Here is a 16,151-nt window from a genome sequence, read left to right as displayed (position 1 = left end):
ATGGTGAAGCTGCACGTGCCGCGCTGGGCGTGGGTTTTGACGGGGTCCGGGCATTTTTTCACGGAGAGCTTCGCACTTGTTCGCCAACTCGAACATTGCGATGTCTTCGTGTCGAAAGCCGCCAATGAAGTGCTGCGCATGTACAAGCTCAAACTCGATTTTCCGGAGACGACGCGCGTGCTGCACGACAAGACGGCGAGCGCCATTCCCGTCGGCGAATTTTACCACGGCGTCTACCACACGGTCGTGGTGGCGCCTGCCTCGTCCAACACGGTTGCCAAATGCGTCTGGGGTATATCCGATACGCTTGCCACCAACGTCTTTGCGCAAGCCGGAAAGTGCCGCGTGCCGATCATCGTCTTTGCCTGCGACACCGCACCCGAACTCGAAACCATGGCGCCGCATGGCCTGGTCAAAGTCTATCCGCGCAGGATTGACCTGGAAAACACCGAGCGGCTGAAGGGGTTCGAACGAACCCAGGTCGTCGAGTCGCTTGCGGACCTCAACGCGGCGGTTCAGCAACGCCGGGCCGAGCTGTCCGGCCATGGCTGAGCGGCTGGTCTTTCTCACGGGACATCTGGCCAGGGCACGGTTGGAAAAGCTGCTATCCGGTCTGGGCGAGACGGAGTTTTCGTGGGAGGTGGTCGACATAGGTGTCAAGGTCGCCGCACTGATGACCGAAGACATCATAAAGCGGCGTCTCATCGCGCCCAACGCCGTTGACCGCTTTATCCTGCCAGGGCGCTATCGCGGCGATATCGAGCAATTGTCGAACCATTTCGGCGTGCCCTTTGCGCGCGGTCCTGACGAGATCGCGGACCTGCCGGCCTTTCTCGGCCGTGTCGGCGAGCCGCCGGATCTTACGCGTCACGATATGCGCATCTTCGCCGAGATCGTCGATGCGCCAATGCTGTCGATCGAAGCGCTCACGCTGCGGGCGGGGACGCTAGCTGCGGCCGGCGCCGATGTCATCGATCTTGGCTGCCTGCCTGAAACGCCATTTCCGTTGCTGTCGGAGGCTGTGCGCGAGCTCAAGGCACAAGGATTTCAGGTCAGCGTCGATTCGGCCAGCGCGGACGAACTGTCGATCGGTGCACGCGCCGGTGCGGACTATCTTCTCAGCCTCGACGAGAACACGCTGCCGTTAGTGTTCGGCCATGGGGCTACGGCAGTGTTGATCCCGTCCGCCCCCGGCGATCTGGATTCGCTTGGCCGCGCTATCGATGCGGCGCAAAGGGCTGGCATTTCCTTTATCGCCGATCCCGTGTTGGATCCGATCCACTTCGGCTTCGCCCAATCGCTCGGCCGCTTCATCGAGGCGCGCCGCCGCTGGCCGAAGATCGAATTGCTGATGGGCACCGGCAATCTCACCGAACTTACCGACGCCGACAGTTCTGGCGTTACGGCCGTTCTAACGGGGCTCTGCTCGGAACTCGGGATTCGAAACGTGCTAGCCGTACATGTCAGCCCTCACACGGTGCGGACGATCGAGGAGCACGACATTGCCCGTCGCATCATGTTCGCCGCCCGCAATGACGGTGCACTGCCGCGTAGCTATCACCCAGGCTTGCTGCAGATCCACGATCGCAAGCCCTTCACGGCCTCGACCGATGATATCGCTGGATTGGCGGCCGAGGTGCGCGACGCCAACTACCGTATCGCGGCAGCGGAGGACGGCATTCATATTTTCAACGGCAAAGGGCACGCGGTTGCCACGGATGCGTTCGAATTCTTCGCCGGACTTGGCGTGGAGACCGATGGTGCGCATGCTTTCTATCTGGGCGCGGAACTGACGAAGGCCGAGATCGCGTGGCGCCTCGGCAAGCGCTATGTTCAGGACGAGCCGCTCGCATGGGGCGTTGCCGCACCGGCTCCCGAAACCGACCGTACCCGTCTTGCCAAACCGGGCGAAACGCTTCGCGCGAAGAAGGAGGGCTAGGTGCCTTACATTCGCGAGACAATCATCACCACTGTCGACAAGACAGGAAAGGTCCATATCGCGCCGATCGGCATAATCTTCGAAAAAGACGGCTGGGTCATCGCACCGTTTCGTCCCTCGGTTACGCTCGACAATCTGGCGGCGGTGCCGTTCGCCATCGCCAACTACACCGACGACGTGCGCGTCTTCGCTGGATGCCTGACCGGGCGCAAGGACTGGCCGACCGTTCCCGTCGAAGATTTTCTGGTTCCCCGGTTGGCGACTGCGCTGGCGCATTCGGTTCTCGAAGTCGAGAGCGTTGACGATGATGGCGTGCGCCCTCGCCATTTCTGCCGCGTGGTTCGAGAGGAAATGCATGCGCCCTTCACCGGCCTTAACCGTGCCAAGGCGGCTGTTCTGGAACTGGCCATCCTGGTCAGCCGGCTCGGCATGCTACCCCGCGACAAGATCGAGGCCGAGATCGCGTATCTTTCGATCTCTATCGAAAAGACAGCCGGCGCCGACGAACGGGAAGCCTGGGGTTGGCTGATGCAGCGTGTCAGCGATCACCTGGCCGTCAAAGGGTCCAGCAGCGAGGACGCGTGAGCGTGACGACGCGAGCGCCGCTACGCTGCTTGCGATCGATATCCAGCCAGCAGCGCCACCGCCGATGCTGGTGCGGCGCGGCTGGCCTCGCCGCGAACAGCGTCATGGGCGGGGACGATGTCGGCGAAATCGACAAAGCGACGTTCCATGCGCTCGGCCAGCCGCCTGATCTGCCAGCGGCCCGTTCCGGCGCCGACGATCGGAACATCTTGAGCAAGACCCCAGGCAACCAGGGATGCTGCGTCGTGGATTTTCCGCAATTGCTGCTCGCTGAACCAGCGTGCGACTTCACCCCATTCCGGCGGCGAAAGTTCAGCGGCGTCGCGCCCGACCATGCGCGCCAGTCGCGCGATTGAGCCGTGGACGGTCTTTTCCTTGCCGTCGGCGGAAGGGTGCATGTCGTCCTCCTCATCGAGCACACCCAGGATCCGGTGCGCGTCGGCGATCGAGGCGAAACACTCGTTCATCAATGGCGTCAGTCTTCGATGGACAGGAGCAGACGAGGCTACGCCGAACAGAAATGTCCTGGTAAATCCCGTATAGACCAGTTCGCCAGTCAGAAGCCGTCCGGCATCGGTGTAGCCCTCATTGACGACGGCGCCGTCCTTGATGGCGATAATGTCGGTGGTGGTGGAGCCCATATCGACGAACAGGGCATCGCCGGCCAGTTTTGCCACCAAAGAGGCTGTCGCGTGCCAGTTGGCGGAGGCGACATCAGTGCTCAGCCGCGCTGCCTGCTCGACCTCGACAAAGCCGGATGATCCGGCATAGATCAGCTTTTCGCCTGTGGGAAAACGATTGGAAATCTGACCCAGCAGCGTCGTCACGCCGATATCGCGGGACGCAAAGATGTCCGACAGTTCGCCCGTCATGGTGAACGCGTTGAGATCGGCTTCCGCATAGATCGGGGCTGTTTCGTCGAGGGCCGAGGTCAGGCTATGCAACCCTTGCCAAAGCGGCGTGGCGATCGTTACCGCGCCGATGATGCGGCCGCCTTGCGCGCGCGTCACCTTCAGATGCGCGCCGCCAATGTCGAAGCCCGCAATGATGCTCTTTCTTTTTTCCACACTTCAAGCTTTCATGACAGCAGTTGGTCGGCGAGAAAAACGTTGCGCATCATTCCGGTTCTCGACTTGAAAGGCGGCGAGGTCGTTCGCGCCCAGCAAGGAAAACGCGATCGCTACCGGCCGATCGTTACGCCGCTCAGCCGAAGTTCCGATGTCCTCGCCGTCGCCGAAGGGTTGCGCACGCTTTATCCCTTTTCGACCTTCTACATCGCCGATCTGGACGCCATCGGAGGCGGGTCTCCAAACAGTGACGCACTTGCCCGGCTGAGGGCGATGACGCAGCCGCCTGAGCTCTGGGTCGATGCCGGCGTAGCAGACAGGAAAACGCTTCTGGCGGCGCTTGCTGAACGTTCGGTGCACCCCGTGTTGGGCTCCGAATCGCAGCAGGACGATGTGCTGCTCCGGCATTTTCGCGATCATCCCGATCTCATCCTGTCCCTTGACTTCTTTGGCGATGATTTTTGCGGACCGCGTTCTCTTCTCGCTGAGCCCGAGCTTTGGCCGCAAAAGGTGATCGTCATGACGCTGGCCAAAGTCGGTGCGGCCGCCGGCCCGGATTTCAGGCGGCTGGAGGAGGTCAAGGCCAAGGCGGGAAGTCGGGCGGTCATCGCGGCCGGCGGCGTCCGCGATGACAACGATATCCACGCATTGTCAGCGATGGGCATCGCCGCAGCGCTGGTCGCAACCTCACTGCACAACGCCACGCTCACACCTAGTCACCTGGCGTCGTTCGGCGCCTGATCACAGTTGCTCCTCACCCCCGAAAGGCGGGCGCCCTTCGGGAGTGTCGCTTCAAAAGCCCAGAACCCTTTTCAGCCGGCGCAACAGACCATCCGTTTCGGAAGATGGCTTTTCCTGTGCGGGGCTGTCTCTTGTCTAGGCCGCGAACGGATGCTTGACGTTGTCGCGCTGAGCGGTGGCTTCGGCGGCGGTCGGGGTTCCTGCGATAGCGCGCTGGATGGCCTCCTTTGTCGCCTCGTAGTTGTATTTCTGGATCTTGGCGTCGTCGGCCGCGTCCCAATGGATGAATACGCCAACGCAAATGAACACGTCGTCCGCTTCGTTTGCCGGAATTGTCCCGTCCGCGACGCTGTCCTGCACTGCCTTTGCAACGGCGTGCTGCGCCGGGCCGAACATCTGTACAGCCTGCTTGGCGCCCTTGATCGTGACCTTGTTGAACATCACCGTATTGGGCTTGCATTGAAGATTGGGCGCGATCACCGCCAAAAGCGAGGTAAAACCGTCCTTGTTGTTGGTGAGCGCGTTGCAAAATGCCGTTTCGACTGCGCTCCCTCGCGGCCCGATGAGCAGGTCGACATGCGCGACTTCGTTGCCGTCCCCGACCAGCGATTCACCGACCATTACCTTCGAGATTTTTGCCATGCCAATTTCCTCCAAGACACAATTATGATGTCCACGGACGCTGCAACCGAGCAGGCGCTCGATGGACAGCTATCCTTGTTGGCAGCGCCCGGATTGCCCGGACCGGTTGGCTAGATAGCCGCGGAAGCACAGCTCCCGCTTTTGGAAGTCAAGCACCAACGCCGCGATTATGCAAGCGAGTGCCTAGAGTGTGGACTAAAAGAGTAGCCACGGTCAGATCGGCCGAGGTGCCGGGGTTTACTTTGTCCGCCTTCAGCCGGCGGTCGAACTCCATGAGCAGGCGAATGCGTGACGGCTCGTCGCCGTTGGCATGGAGCGTCGCCTGAACGGAAAGAGCGTCCTGTCGCACCTGATTTGCGACTTCAATTCCGTGATTGCGCACCACGTGACTGTCGGGGAAGCCTGCGAGAAACGCCATATAGGCGAACACGGTCGGCCACATGCCGCTTTCTCCGCGAGCTAGCGCCCCTACCAGCGCGGCCAGCCCTACCCCGAACACGTCGCCGAAACAGGTGTCATACTGGCGGGCGATCATATCGCGGTCGGCAGCCTCCCGCATTGCTTCCAAGAGATGAACCTTCGGCTCCTGCCGCACATCATTCGCGGCATCTCCCAGGCCGCCTGGCGCTGCCATGGCGATCGCCTCGAACACTGCCCTGGTATCGTCCATGCTCAACGCGCGCAGCAGCGAGTCGAGATTGTCCTGCAAGCTGCCACTCCTCATTTCGGCGGCGCCTATCAGAGGCCCCGCCAGGAGGACGATGCCGAGATTGGTGTTGGTTGCTACCGCCAGGCGTGTCGCACGCACCGCCTCCAGCATGCGCTGCCCGACCGAGAGGCGAGGATCGGTCAGCGGCTCGGACGAAACCTCGGCACTCATCATGAACTGGGCGGCGGACATGCCGTGTCCGTCGGCGAACAGGTGGACGTTGCCCGGCTTCAGAGCTTCGATCTCCATCCGGCAGGCATCCTTGTAGCTAGCCCGGAGGCGTTCACGCGATAACGCCATCCTGCCGCTCCGTTACGAATTCGCCGGCGCGGTGAAACGGAAGGGCCGCGGCGCGGCGGTCGCTTCGGTGCGGTCGGCCAGGAATTTCAGCAGGGCATCGGCGATCGCTTCGGCGATGTTCACAGCGACCACCGATTGCAGTCCTGACCAGGCGGGCATGCTGTTCACCTCGAGTACGAACAAGCTGCCATCGTCGGCTCGCACGATGTCCACGCCGGCGAAATCCGCGCCGACGGCGGCTGACGCGGCGACAGCCAGCGATGCCAGCTCAGCCTTGCCAGGTCCCGAAACCGGCTCCGGCACGCCACCCCGGTTGACGTTCGTGATCCAGTCGTCGCTGCTGCGGCTCATCATCGCGACTGTTTCGCCGGCGCAGACAAAAACGCGGAAATCCCGGAAGGGCGGGCCGGCGCGCGACACATAGTGCTGGAGATAGTAGACGCTGTTCACCTCGTCTGCGGCGGGAAGGTCGGAGAGCGTACGGATCAGCCTTATCCCGCGGCCTTGCGCCCCGAACAATGGTTTCAGCACCAGCGGTCCCTCCCGAAGCTCCTGCGCCGCGATCTCCTTGGCGGCGGCAAGTCCTTCGACGGCGAATGTCGGTGGCGTTGGCAGGCCAGCATTTTTCAAGAGGAAAGTCGTCATCGACTTGTCGACGCAGCGTTCGACCGCCTGCGCCGAATTCCACACGGGAACCGACAGCCGGCTCAGCGCGTGCAGTACCCCGAGGCGCCGGGTGATCGCTTCGAACGATCCTGCGGCGATCGAACGGACGAGCGCGGCATCGGGCAGCGCACCGCCGAAACCGGGGATCGAAAGTCCGCCCGGGCTGCCGGTGTCGAACGCGATCGCCGCCAGCGGCACGGTTGCAACAATAGCGCCCCGTCGACCAAGCCTTGCCGCGAGGCCACTTGAGCCGGTGTCCGAATTGTCGCTGACGATCAGTATGCGAGGGATCATGTGGTGCCTCGGATGTGGCGGATGACGGACGGGTCTCTTTGTGCCGCCATGCTAACCGAGGCTCCGTTCGAGCATCTTTGGATCACGCCGGCCAGCGCGAAACGTGTCGCCGGTTTCGATCGCCGTCACGATCACTTCGGCCGGGCTGAACAACAGTGGATCGATGGCATAGAAATCCCCCTTGAACCGCTTGAAGATCTCGGCAAAGGGTTGACCGTAGTCCCGTGAGGCGCGGCTCGGAAGTTTCTCCGCGAGGTTGCTGGCCTCTTTTGCCGACCCTTTTACGAAGAGCTGGACGCTGCCGCCATAGATGATGGCATCGTTCGTTCTGCCCATGGCGGTCAGGAAATCCGGGTGGGGGGCGGGGATTGGCGCCGCTCCGATGCCGTCGACAACGTTCTCCAGCGGAAATTTGAGATCGTTGGCCTTGTGCAGGGCAACCTCGAGCGCGCGCGCAACGATCTGCAGGCTGCCGGCAAGGCTTTGCGTCGGCGCGTAGAGGAAGGTGAGCTTGTCGGTTGCCAGTCCGGTTGCCTTGCTCACTTTCTCGACGATTGCTGGGGGAGGCGGTTTGGCAGTCTCCAGGATAAGCACGGCGGACGATGCGGTGTCTCGATAGGAAAGCGCGTCGAACAGGGGTTCGACGCGGGCGAGTGCCCGCGCCGGTCCCGATCCCATGGCGAAATAGTCCTGGGCAGACAGGTTCCAGCCCGCATATTGACTGCCTAGGCAGGCTAGTACCGGCTGCGACGAGCGCACCTCGACGGTGAACGGCCATTTCCGCTCCGTGCGGTCCATAAACACCGACACGCTGCCGAGACCGCCCATCGCCGCCTCCGCCATGCGCAGCCCGGCCTCGACGCTGCCGGGCGCCTTGGCGCCGACATCGATAAGGAGCTCGCCCAAGGTTCCCTTGGAAGCGGCGATCCGCAGCCGTTCGGCGTCGCTGATCATGCCGTCAGCGATGCGCTGTGCATTGTCGTTCAGGAATGCCGAACCGTCTTTCATGTCCGGTCTCCTTCCCATTGGAGTTGCAACCGGCGGGCTTGCCCCTTGATGAGCCGCCTGGTCAAATCGGCGTTCGGACCGCGCGCGAAGACGGTGCAGACGGGGTCGCCGGCAATCAGAGGGGTGCCGGGCGACTGATGGTCAGCGGTCCATTCGGGCCACGCAATCGACGGAAACCGCGCGATTGGCGTCGCGGCGTAGGTCACCATTGAAGCCATCGAATCGACGAAGCGTGGCAAACGGTAAGTTCCGCCGGTTGCAGCTCGCAGATGTGCTTCGATCAGCGGCGCGTCGGCCTCGTCAAAAATGTCCAGCGTGGCGCCTGGCCGCGGATTGATCTCGATGAGCTTGTAGCCATCCGATCCGCGAATGAGATCGGCGCTGCACAATCCAACCAGGCCGGCACGGCGCGTCAGGGCTGAAAGCCAGCCGCCGATGACCGCCGCCTGCCTGCGGTCGAAGCGTCTCAGCCGCACGGCCCCGCCATAGCGGTAGGGCGCCGTGGAGACGGGGGAAGTCCATTGTTGGCTGAAGCCGACGATGCGCGCGGCCTGGCCGTCGCCGACGAACAGGGCCGAGATGCTGCGTCCGGCGACGAAACGCTGGAAATAGCGGCCGGTGGTCTGGCTTTCTCCGGCCGCCTGTCTGATATGCCCACCCCCGGCGCCGCCCACGGTCTTGGCCACCCAGCTGTCTGGCTCAGGCGGTCGATCCCACCGGAATTCCGGATGTGGGATGCCGAGTTCGGCACAATCCGCGGCCAGCAATTGCGGGTCCTTGATCCTGCTGATCGCCGCGCCGCGATTGCCGGCAAGCGGAAAATGGCGAGCGACGGCGTCGACAGTCTCCGTCATCCGCTCAAAACCCGAGCCCAGGACGACGGCGACCGGCTGGTCTTCGCCGACCAGGTCCCGAAGCGTCTCGATGATGCGCTCGCCGTCGATGCCGTCCTGTAGGTTGCCCGGCAGCTTGGTCGTTCGTTCTGCCAGCGCAACCGTATCGGTATCGCAGAAGAAATCAGCGACCAACGGACGATAGCCCGCACGCCGCGCAGCCATGGCCAATGCCCGGCCTGAAATCGCCGCGATCAGCAGAGATCTGGCGCTATTTGGCAATCTCGCGTGCAAGGGAAAACGCTTCCTGGAAATCGAGCGCGATCGTTTTTTCGGATTCGATCATTCTTTTGAAAAGGCCAGACTCGACCTTATATTTGACGTTGCCGATGGCTAGCGGGCCAATCCCGACGACCTTTGCCGCTTCTAGCGGGTCGCCATTGGCATTGACGGCCAATCCTTCGATGCCTGCGGGCGGGACCGCGTTGACGTCGGCGGCGATAAGCAAGCCGCTTCCTCTCAACTGGGCCTTTGAAACCACCTGGACGCCGGCTTTCGCACAAGCCAATATGACCTCACTTGCTTCGACCAGATCGGCTTTCCGGGCATCGCTCGATCCGTCAGCCGCATCGACACCGATCTTGAATCGGCTTTTGATCTCGGCAGCGATCTGCTTCACCCTTTCGATGCCGTCATGGCCGACAAGCGTGACGCGGGCGCCCTCCCTTGCCGCGATGACGGCGGTGCAGAAGCCAACCACGCCGGTGGCGCCGAAAACAGCCACCCTCGTGTCCTTCAGCCCGCGCTCGAATTTCTTCTCCAACGCCTTTTCGACCTTGGCCACCATCGCCGCGGCCGTGGTGAACGAGCCGGCGGGGTCGGCAAATACCGAAACCTGGAAAGGCGGCACCATCGCCTTCTTCGCGGCATCGAACATGTCGAGCGCCAACGAAGCATCCTTCCCGGCGATAAAGATGCCGGTATCGACACCCGCATCCGGCGGGCGCGAAAAGATCGCGTCCTGAACCAGGCCTGTCACCTCACCAAGGTCGACATCGACATAGGGGACCACGCTATCGAAGCCAGCGTCGAGCGCCATGTTCACGTCGAACGGGCTCATGTGCTTCAACGGCGTCAGCATATGCAGGATATGTTTGCGGGCCATTTCTCGCCTTTCTGCTTGGAATCTGAAGCGTCAGCTGCCGACGAGACCGAGTCCGGTCGAACTGATCTTCGCGCCGGAGTTCCTGCCTTTGACGATCTTGATCTGAAGGCCGTCTTCAACGGCTGTCTTCTGAACCGCGCCGACGAATTTGAGCGCGGCGTCATGCGACGGCGCGAAGGCAAACCCTGTGGGTCCCCAGGAACTCTGGCCGATCCCGACGGCGCCCGCTTTATTGAGACGGTGAGCGACCATCTCGACCCGCTTTGAGGTGAACACACCGCCCTGCGCCGGAGCGAAATGGCTGCCGATCAGCATCTGTATCGCGGTGACGGCAGCGCCGAATGCCGCAAGATCGCGCTCGACCAAGGCCGGCATGATACCCATCAGTACCCTCCGGCAGATCTCGCCGCTGCCCGCCGTCGGGAAGGGTGGCAGTGAACGGAACGCCGCGACCTCTGCCTCGCCATGCAGTCCATGCCCGGCATGGTCGAGGATGAGGATGACGCGCCATTCTTCGGGAAACGGCAGCCGCGCCACGACCGGAGGCGGTCCGCCACGCTCGTCCTTGCCCGCGTCGACAATCACGCCGCCGTCTTCGAAACTTGCGATGCCGATTCCAGATCGGCCGCCTCGTTCGAGCAGGGTCGCGTCGCCGGCGACATCGAGAGGCAGGTTGTGGAGCGTTCGCAGTGCCGAGGCGACGGCAAGGGCGATCTGCGTGCCGGACCCAAGGCCGGCGTGACTCGGGATCGACTGTTCGATCACCAAATGGTGCTGGCCGCGAATGCCGAGATGCCTGCAGAGCGTCGACAAGTGCTCACCGGCGCGAACGCTCTCGGAACCTTCGACTATGGTCTCGCCGGACCGCGACAGGGTGACAACGGTTTCGGGTTCACTCAACGGAAGCCCAACGCTGCCAAAGCGACGTCCGGCATCGCCATTGAGATCGAGGAAGCCAAGGTGAAGGCGAGCGGGCACTCGTACGGTAACAAAATTCGACATCTGCCCCCCGATGGGTGCATCATGGATGCATCATGGAAGTTTAGGTGCCCGCCACGATGATAACTGTTTTCGTCGAGGGAGCAAGCCAAAGAGAGTGCATTCATGTTTCTGCTTTGGCCTGTCGTGTTGACGGACCGAGCAATTCGGGGAGGTCGAGATGAGCGAAACGGTCAAGGAGAAGGTCTATTCGGACGCCGAGATTGCCGACCGGCTTGAGAAGGAGTTGCCGAAATGGCGCTACGAAAACGGCTGGATACGGCGCAAATACAAGACCCACAGCTGGAAGTCGACGCTGATGGTCATCAACACGGTTGGCCATCTCGCCGAGGCGGCGTGGCACCATCCCGATATCACCGCTTCCTATGCCTGGGTCGAGGTACGCCTGATGAACCACGCGGCGAAGGGTATCACCGACAAGGACTTCGAGTTGGCGAGAAAGATCGAGGACGTTGTCCAGTGGCAGCCGGCCAAGGAAGGCGGAGCGCTGGAGGGAACTCCGGCGACCGATCAACGCTTCGCTTACATCAAATATGATTAAGCGCGGTCGGAGTTTGTTGATAGCGTATGAAAACATTCGTTAATCTGCTGGCAAGCGGGGTTCACGGCCAATCCAGTTTCGTCTAGGATCGGGCCGGCACCAGAAAGTAGTGTAGCGAATGGCGGTTGCTTGGATAGGCAACCGGGAAGCGCTGGTCGAGCGCGCGGCTGCGCATGCCGCGTCGCTGTTATCGTCAAGCCGGTGCCCGGTTTTCAGCTTTGATACGGACATACACGGCACGAGGGCGGCGATCGCGCTGGCCGAGCGGCTTGGCGCGGCATACGATCACACCGACGGCGCGGCACTTGCCCGAGAGACCCTGCTTTTTACCGACAGGGGCGCGATGACCGTCGCCCCTGGGGAGACGCGCCGGCGTGCCGATATCGTGGTGATCGTGGGCGAACTCGCACAAACCCATCATGACCTTGTTGCCGAACTCGCTGGCACGGTTCCCGATCTCTCGACCAGGCCCGATCTCTCGACCGGGAATGAGCGCGAGTTCTTCCTGGTGGGATCGAACGGGGTGTCCGCGCCGCCGCTGAAAAACGGGCGCAAGGCAACGCTCCTTTCCTGTGGCCAGGCTAGCCTCGGCGCCACGCTGGCGGCGCTGAGGGCGCAGTACAAGGGGCGGCAAACATCGCGACCGGTGTCGAACTTCAACGATTTCGCCAAGGCTCTGGCGGCTGCGCACTTTCCCGTGTTCCTGTTTTCAGGCCATGCCACCGATGGGTTGGCGTTGGAGATGCTGCAGGGGCTGATCGCCGATCTCAATCGCAAATCACGTGCATCTGGCCTTCATCTGCCCGCGAGCGAAAACGGGTGGGGAAGCGTGCTCGCCTCGACCTGGATGACAGGTTTTCCATTGCGCACGGGCTTTGCGCGGGGCTTCCCGGAATTCGATCCCTGGCGTTACGATGTGGCGCGCATGATCGCCGCCGGCGAAGCCGACCTGCACCTGCGGATCTCCGCCACGGTTGCCCAACTCCCGAGAAAAAGGGGACACATGGCACTGATTGCGCTGGCTAAAACGGAAGAGCCGGTCACAGGCGCCGCGGTCACCATCGCCATTGGCGAAGCTGGAGTCGATCACGATGCGGTTGTCTATTCCAGCCGTACCGGCTCGCTGAAGTCGACTGATACCCGCGCTGCTTCGAAATTGCCCTCCGCCGCGACGATCATTCGCCTGGTCGCCAGTCGGGTTTTCGCCGAGGCATTGCCATGCTGACGAAAATTGCCAACGGCGACATCGTCGACCCCGTCAACAGCCGTCTCGGCAAGGGCGACCTGTGGATCAAGGACGGCAAGATCGTCGCGGCGCCGGCTGAGGGGGTGGCCGACCGGACCATCGAAGCCGCCGGCTGCATTGTGATGGCGGGCGCCATCGACATCCACTCCCACATTGGCGGCGGTAACGTGAATACCGCGCGGCTTCTCTTGCCCGAACAGCATGCCGCCCATCAGGCCCGACCGGCGACCACGCCGCTCTCCAATGCCGGCTGGTCGACCTTCCAGACCGGCTGTCTCTACGCCAAGATGGGCTTCACGACGGTCGTCGAACCGGCGATGTCGCCGGGATCTGCACTCCACACCCATCTCGAGCTGGCCGACATCCCGATCATCGACAAGGCGACGCTCGCCATTCTCGGCAACGACGACTTCCTGCTGTCAATGATCCGTGACGCCGCCACACCTCAAATGATCGAGGACTATGTCGCCTGGACGGTCGCCTCGACGCGAGCGCTCGGGGTCAAGGTGATCAACGCCGGTGCAGCGGCCGCCTTCAAGGAAAACGCACGCACGTTCGCGCTGGACGATGTGGTGCCTTCCTACGGCGTCAGCTCGCGCAACATCGTCAAGACGCTGCAGGCCGCCGTCGACAATCTTGGCCTGCCGCATCCTTTGCATGTCCATTGCAACAATCTGGGCATTCCCGGATCTGCGGACACGGCGGCCGCGACGATTGCGGCGGCGGATGGGCAGCCGCTGCACCTTGCCCACCTCCAGTTCTATGGCTATGGCACGGAAGGAAAGCGAAGATTTTCCTCCGCTGCCGCGCGGCTTGCCGAACTGGTCAACACGACGCCGGAAGTCACCATCGATATCGGTCAGGTGATGTTCGGTCAGACGGTCACGGTCTCCTCCGACGTCATGCGGCAGTTCTCGGCGCGGGGCAACGCGCATCCGAAAAAGACCGTCATTCATGACGGGGATGGCAATGGCGGCGGCATCGTGCCCTACAGCTATGGCAAGGACTTTTATGGCACGATGCAGTGGGCGATCGGGCTCGAGCTTTTTCTCCTGATCGACGATCCCTGGCGTGTGTTCTTCACCACCGATCACCCCAACGGTGCACCCTTTACCGCTTATCCGGCTCTGTTCGAGCTGCTGATGAGGCGGGAAGCACGCACCGAAATGGCCGCTGGACTTTCACGATCCGCCTTAGCGCACTCTACCTTGTCCGCAATCGATCGCGAATACACGTTCGAGGAAATAGCCATCATGACGCGCGCAGCGCCGGCCAGGCTGCTTGGGTTGACGGATCGAGGCCATCTCGGCGCCGGCGCGATAGCCGATATTGCTGCCTATCGCAGGAACGAAAGTATCGCGAAAATGCTCGGACAGGCGGCATATGTTTTCAAGGATGGCGATCTCGTCGTGCAGGACGGGGAGATCATCCATTACCGCTGGGGCAAGGCCCTCAGGCTTAATCCACCTGTGGACAAGGCGATGGTGCGGCGTCTGGAGGACTATCACCAGCAGCGCTACGGCCTGTCCTTAGATTGGTTCAATTTCCCGGATTCCGCGATTGCGCGTGAACAGCCATTCGGCGAGGTGCCATGCCGAACGTGAGCGTAAATGGCGTAACGATCGACGATACTTTTGCCGAAGCCTTTGGGATGCGGGCAACCGCCATCATCATCACCGCGCCGAACCGGAAATGGGCACGGCAGGCGGCGATCACGATGACCGGCTTCGCCACCTCGGTAATCGGTTGCGGCTGCGAAGCGGCAATCGATGCCGACCTGCCGCCGTCAGCCACCCCGGATGGCCGGCCCGGCTGCCGCGTGATGATCTTCGCGATGGGAACCGATGAATTGCAGAAGCAACTGCTCAATCGCGTCGGGCAGTGTGTTTTGACTTCGCCGGGCTCCGCTTGCTTTGCCGGGCTGGAGGGCAGCGCCAAGCTCAAGCTCGGTTCGGCACTGCGTTATTTCGGCGATGGCTGGCAAATCTCCAAGAAGATCGGCGACAGGCATTTCTGGCGCATTCCCGTCATGGATGGTGAATTCCTCTGCGAGGCGACAACCGGACTGACGAAGGAAGCCGTCGGCGGCGGCAATTTCTTTGTCATGGCCGAAAGCAGCGCCAACGCATTGGTCGCGGCCGAGGCCGCGGTCGCCGCGATCGGAATGGTGCCCGGTGCCATCGTGCCGTTCCCGGGCGGCATCGCCCGTTCGGGTTCCAAGATAGGTGGCAAATACAAGGGCATGATCGCCTCGGCCAACGAAGGCTACGCGCCGACACTGCGCGGTGTGGTTGCGAGTGAGCTCGGCCCCGACATCAACGCCGTCCTGGAAATCGTCATTGATGGTGAGACCAATGATGCCGTTGCCGCGGCGATGAAGGCCGGCATCAAGGCCGTCCTCCAGCTCGGACCGAAGAAAGGCGCGGTTCGCATCGGCGCCGGCAATTACGGCGGCAAGCTCGGTAAGTTCATCTATTCGCTGAAGGATATGTTGCCATGAAGGCGCTGACCTTCACTCTTGTTGCCGAACCGCCTGAGCGCCTCGACCTGTCGCCGCTGACGCCGGAGCGGCTTGCTGGGAGCGAAAGACGGGATATCGAAAAAATCCGAATCGGCATGTCGAAGCACGGATCGAAGGTGGGCGACATTTTTCGCCTCGCCGGCAGCGATCCGCTAAGCATCGTGTTCGAAGGAGGAAGCGCGCGCCTCGACCGGGTGGCGCAAGGCATGGGAGGTGGATCGGTTCGCGTGATCGGCAATACTGGCGCGCAGGCCGGGCGCGCCATGCGCGGCGGCAAGCTGACGATCGAAGGCAATGCGGGGCCGCACGCCGGCTCTGGCATGCGCGGCGGCAGGCTGGAGATAACAGGCAATGCCGGCGATCACCTTGGTGCGCCGCTCGTCGGCGAACTGGCCGGCATGAATGGCGGCGTGCTGATCGTCAGGGGCAGGGCGGGCGCCTTCGCCGCGGACCGCATGCGGCGCGGTCTGATCTCTGTGCTGAAAGGCTCGGGCGACTATGCCGGCAGCCGCATGATCGCAGGCACGCTGGTGGTAGCCGGGGGCATCGGTGAAATGCCCGGCTACCTGATGCGCCGCGGTTCGATCCTTCTCGATCGCGCGCCAGGACATCTGTCACCGAGCTTCGTCGAGTGTGGCGCGCCGGAGAGCGTTTTCGCCACCGTCATCGATCGTCATCTGATCGCCGAAGGCATTTTGAAACGGCCGCTGCTGGGGAGCGCACCACATAAATATGGCGGCGACAACGCGGTGCTTGGAATGGGCGAGGTTCTCTTTCCGCGCCGATGAGGTTTCCGGCAACGAGATCGATCAAGTGCTTGTGCCTGTCGAGCGGCCCTGCTCGCTGAGCTTTAGGAATGTGTCCAAACGTCGATTTGCCGCCGGTCATTGGCTTC

Annotated in this window: 17 protein-coding genes; 9 read left to right on the top strand and 8 right to left on the bottom strand. The window is 62.3% G+C overall.

The features are described 5' to 3' along the window. From FJ979_RS11535 to FJ979_RS11525, 3 genes are read left to right on the top strand one after another with little or no spacing between them, the layout of a single operon-like run. Positions 1-552 carry a flavoprotein gene (locus FJ979_RS11535; RefSeq protein ID WP_140515154.1) on the top strand — a complete coding sequence of 184 codons (552 nt, stop codon included), beginning with the start codon at positions 1-3 and terminating at the stop codon, positions 550-552. After that, positions 545-1,939, top strand: coding sequence for a DUF6513 domain-containing protein (locus FJ979_RS11530; protein WP_140560486.1), 1,395 nt, complete (start codon positions 545-547; stop codon positions 1,937-1,939). The genes FJ979_RS11535 and FJ979_RS11530 overlap by 8 nt, the downstream gene beginning before the upstream one ends. Then, complete coding sequence (locus tag FJ979_RS11525; protein WP_140581018.1) at positions 1,940-2,524, top strand: DUF447 domain-containing protein; 585 nt, start codon at positions 1,940-1,942, stop codon at positions 2,522-2,524. It abuts the gene before it with no gap. Positions 2,525-2,544: 20 nt separating this feature from the next. Here the strand turns inward: FJ979_RS11525 and FJ979_RS11520 are convergent, their stop codons facing one another. Next, the gene (locus tag FJ979_RS11520) at positions 2,545-3,591 is read right to left on the bottom strand and encodes a hydantoinase/oxoprolinase family protein (RefSeq protein WP_140581015.1); all 1,047 of its coding nucleotides are present in this window, start codon (positions 3,589-3,591) and stop codon (positions 2,545-2,547) included. On the opposite strand from FJ979_RS11520, the gene FJ979_RS11515 reads away from it, so the two are divergent. Next, entirely contained in the window at positions 3,541-4,332 is a 792-nt protein-coding gene (locus FJ979_RS11515; RefSeq protein ID WP_140581012.1) for a HisA/HisF-related TIM barrel protein, read from the top strand. The genes FJ979_RS11520 and FJ979_RS11515 overlap by 51 nt on opposite strands. A 135-nt stretch (positions 4,333-4,467) precedes the next feature. On the opposite strand, the gene fae is transcribed toward FJ979_RS11515, so the two are convergent. The 7 genes from fae to FJ979_RS11480 form a co-directional block, all read right to left on the bottom strand. Continuing rightward, positions 4,468-4,974: a formaldehyde-activating enzyme gene (gene fae / locus FJ979_RS11510; protein ID WP_140498176.1), complete on the bottom strand. Its 507-nt coding sequence runs from the start codon at positions 4,972-4,974 to the stop codon at positions 4,468-4,470. A gap of 148 nt (positions 4,975-5,122) precedes the next feature. Then, on the bottom strand, positions 5,123-5,983 hold the full coding sequence (locus FJ979_RS11505) for a triphosphoribosyl-dephospho-CoA synthase (protein WP_140515159.1): 861 nt from the start codon (positions 5,981-5,983) through the stop codon (positions 5,123-5,125). Between the two features lie 12 nt (positions 5,984-5,995). Continuing rightward, positions 5,996-6,943 carry a RimK family alpha-L-glutamate ligase gene (locus FJ979_RS11500; RefSeq protein ID WP_140581010.1) on the bottom strand — a complete coding sequence of 316 codons (948 nt, stop codon included), beginning with the start codon at positions 6,941-6,943 and terminating at the stop codon, positions 5,996-5,998. 51 nt (positions 6,944-6,994) lie between these two features. Then, entirely contained in the window at positions 6,995-7,951 is a 957-nt protein-coding gene (gene mch, locus FJ979_RS11495; protein WP_140515161.1) for a methenyltetrahydromethanopterin cyclohydrolase, read from the bottom strand. Next, positions 7,948-9,009: an ATP-grasp domain-containing protein gene (locus FJ979_RS11490; protein ID WP_224655934.1), complete on the bottom strand. Its 1,062-nt coding sequence runs from the start codon at positions 9,007-9,009 to the stop codon at positions 7,948-7,950. The genes mch and FJ979_RS11490 overlap by 4 nt, the downstream gene beginning before the upstream one ends. A gap of 46 nt (positions 9,010-9,055) precedes the next feature. Next, on the bottom strand, positions 9,056-9,949 hold the full coding sequence (locus FJ979_RS11485; protein ID WP_140566625.1) for an NAD(P)-dependent methylenetetrahydromethanopterin dehydrogenase: 894 nt from the start codon (positions 9,947-9,949) through the stop codon (positions 9,056-9,058). A 30-nt stretch (positions 9,950-9,979) separates the two neighbouring features. After that, positions 9,980-10,951 carry a beta-ribofuranosylaminobenzene 5'-phosphate synthase family protein gene (locus FJ979_RS11480; protein WP_140524695.1) on the bottom strand — a complete coding sequence of 324 codons (972 nt, stop codon included), beginning with the start codon at positions 10,949-10,951 and terminating at the stop codon, positions 9,980-9,982. A gap of 157 nt (positions 10,952-11,108) precedes the next feature. Here FJ979_RS11480 and FJ979_RS11475 point away from each other — a divergent pair, with 157 nt between their 5' ends. The 5 genes from FJ979_RS11475 (at position 11,109) to FJ979_RS11455 (ending at position 16,044) form a co-directional block, all read left to right on the top strand. Further along, entirely contained in the window at positions 11,109-11,489 is a 381-nt protein-coding gene (locus FJ979_RS11475; RefSeq protein WP_140498164.1) for a 4a-hydroxytetrahydrobiopterin dehydratase, read from the top strand. Between the two features lie 118 nt (positions 11,490-11,607). Beyond that, the gene (locus FJ979_RS11470; protein WP_140581008.1) at positions 11,608-12,714 is read left to right on the top strand and encodes a tungsten formylmethanofuran dehydrogenase; all 1,107 of its coding nucleotides are present in this window, start codon (positions 11,608-11,610) and stop codon (positions 12,712-12,714) included. Further along, positions 12,708-14,339: a formylmethanofuran dehydrogenase subunit A gene (locus tag FJ979_RS11465; RefSeq protein ID WP_140581005.1), complete on the top strand. Its 1,632-nt coding sequence runs from the start codon at positions 12,708-12,710 to the stop codon at positions 14,337-14,339. Before FJ979_RS11470 ends, FJ979_RS11465 begins: the two co-directional genes overlap by 7 nt. After that, a complete protein-coding gene (gene fhcD, locus FJ979_RS11460) occupies positions 14,327-15,235 on the top strand; it encodes a formylmethanofuran--tetrahydromethanopterin N-formyltransferase (RefSeq protein ID WP_140560495.1) in 909 nt (302 codons plus the stop codon). The genes FJ979_RS11465 and fhcD overlap by 13 nt, the downstream gene beginning before the upstream one ends. Further along, a complete protein-coding gene (locus FJ979_RS11455) occupies positions 15,232-16,044 on the top strand; it encodes a formylmethanofuran dehydrogenase subunit C (protein WP_140581002.1) in 813 nt (270 codons plus the stop codon). Before fhcD ends, FJ979_RS11455 begins: the two co-directional genes overlap by 4 nt. The last annotated feature ends 107 nt before the right edge of the window (positions 16,045-16,151 follow it).

It is taken from the genome of Mesorhizobium sp. B1-1-6 (assembly GCF_006443035.1).
GTDB lineage: Bacteria > Pseudomonadota > Alphaproteobacteria > Rhizobiales > Rhizobiaceae > Mesorhizobium.
Note: the sequence above shows the minus strand (reverse complement) of the source record. Positions and strands in the feature narration are given on the sequence as shown.

What these genes read in the sequence shown, in the direction of transcription:
- FJ979_RS11535 (WP_140515154.1), top strand. Translation starts at nt 1, where the DNA reads ATGGTGAAGCTGCACGTGCCGCGCTGGGCGTGGGTTTTGACGGGGTCC.
- FJ979_RS11530 (WP_140560486.1), top strand. Translation starts at nt 545, where the DNA reads ATGGCTGAGCGGCTGGTCTTTCTCACGGGACATCTGGCCAGGGCACGG.
- FJ979_RS11515 (WP_140581012.1), top strand. Translation starts at nt 3,541, where the DNA reads ATGCGCGCCGCCAATGTCGAAGCCCGCAATGATGCTCTTTCTTTTTTC.
- fae (WP_140498176.1), bottom strand. Translation starts at nt 4,974, where the DNA reads ATGGCAAAAATCTCGAAGGTAATGGTCGGTGAATCGCTGGTCGGGGAC.
- FJ979_RS11505 (WP_140515159.1), bottom strand. Translation starts at nt 5,983, where the DNA reads ATGGCGTTATCGCGTGAACGCCTCCGGGCTAGCTACAAGGATGCCTGC.
- FJ979_RS11500 (WP_140581010.1), bottom strand. Translation starts at nt 6,943, where the DNA reads ATGATCCCTCGCATACTGATCGTCAGCGACAATTCGGACACCGGCTCA.
- mch (WP_140515161.1), bottom strand. Translation starts at nt 7,951, where the DNA reads ATGAAAGACGGTTCGGCATTCCTGAACGACAATGCACAGCGCATCGCT.
- FJ979_RS11490 (WP_224655934.1), bottom strand. Translation starts at nt 9,009, where the DNA reads ATGGCTGCGCGGCGTGCGGGCTATCGTCCGTTGGTCGCTGATTTCTTC.
- FJ979_RS11485 (WP_140566625.1), bottom strand. Translation starts at nt 9,949, where the DNA reads ATGGCCCGCAAACATATCCTGCATATGCTGACGCCGTTGAAGCACATG.
- FJ979_RS11480 (WP_140524695.1), bottom strand. Translation starts at nt 10,951, where the DNA reads ATGTCGAATTTTGTTACCGTACGAGTGCCCGCTCGCCTTCACCTTGGC.
- FJ979_RS11475 (WP_140498164.1), top strand. Translation starts at nt 11,109, where the DNA reads ATGAGCGAAACGGTCAAGGAGAAGGTCTATTCGGACGCCGAGATTGCC.
- FJ979_RS11470 (WP_140581008.1), top strand. Translation starts at nt 11,608, where the DNA reads ATGGCGGTTGCTTGGATAGGCAACCGGGAAGCGCTGGTCGAGCGCGCG.
- FJ979_RS11465 (WP_140581005.1), top strand. Translation starts at nt 12,708, where the DNA reads ATGCTGACGAAAATTGCCAACGGCGACATCGTCGACCCCGTCAACAGC.
- fhcD (WP_140560495.1), top strand. Translation starts at nt 14,327, where the DNA reads ATGCCGAACGTGAGCGTAAATGGCGTAACGATCGACGATACTTTTGCC.
- FJ979_RS11455 (WP_140581002.1), top strand. Translation starts at nt 15,232, where the DNA reads ATGAAGGCGCTGACCTTCACTCTTGTTGCCGAACCGCCTGAGCGCCTC.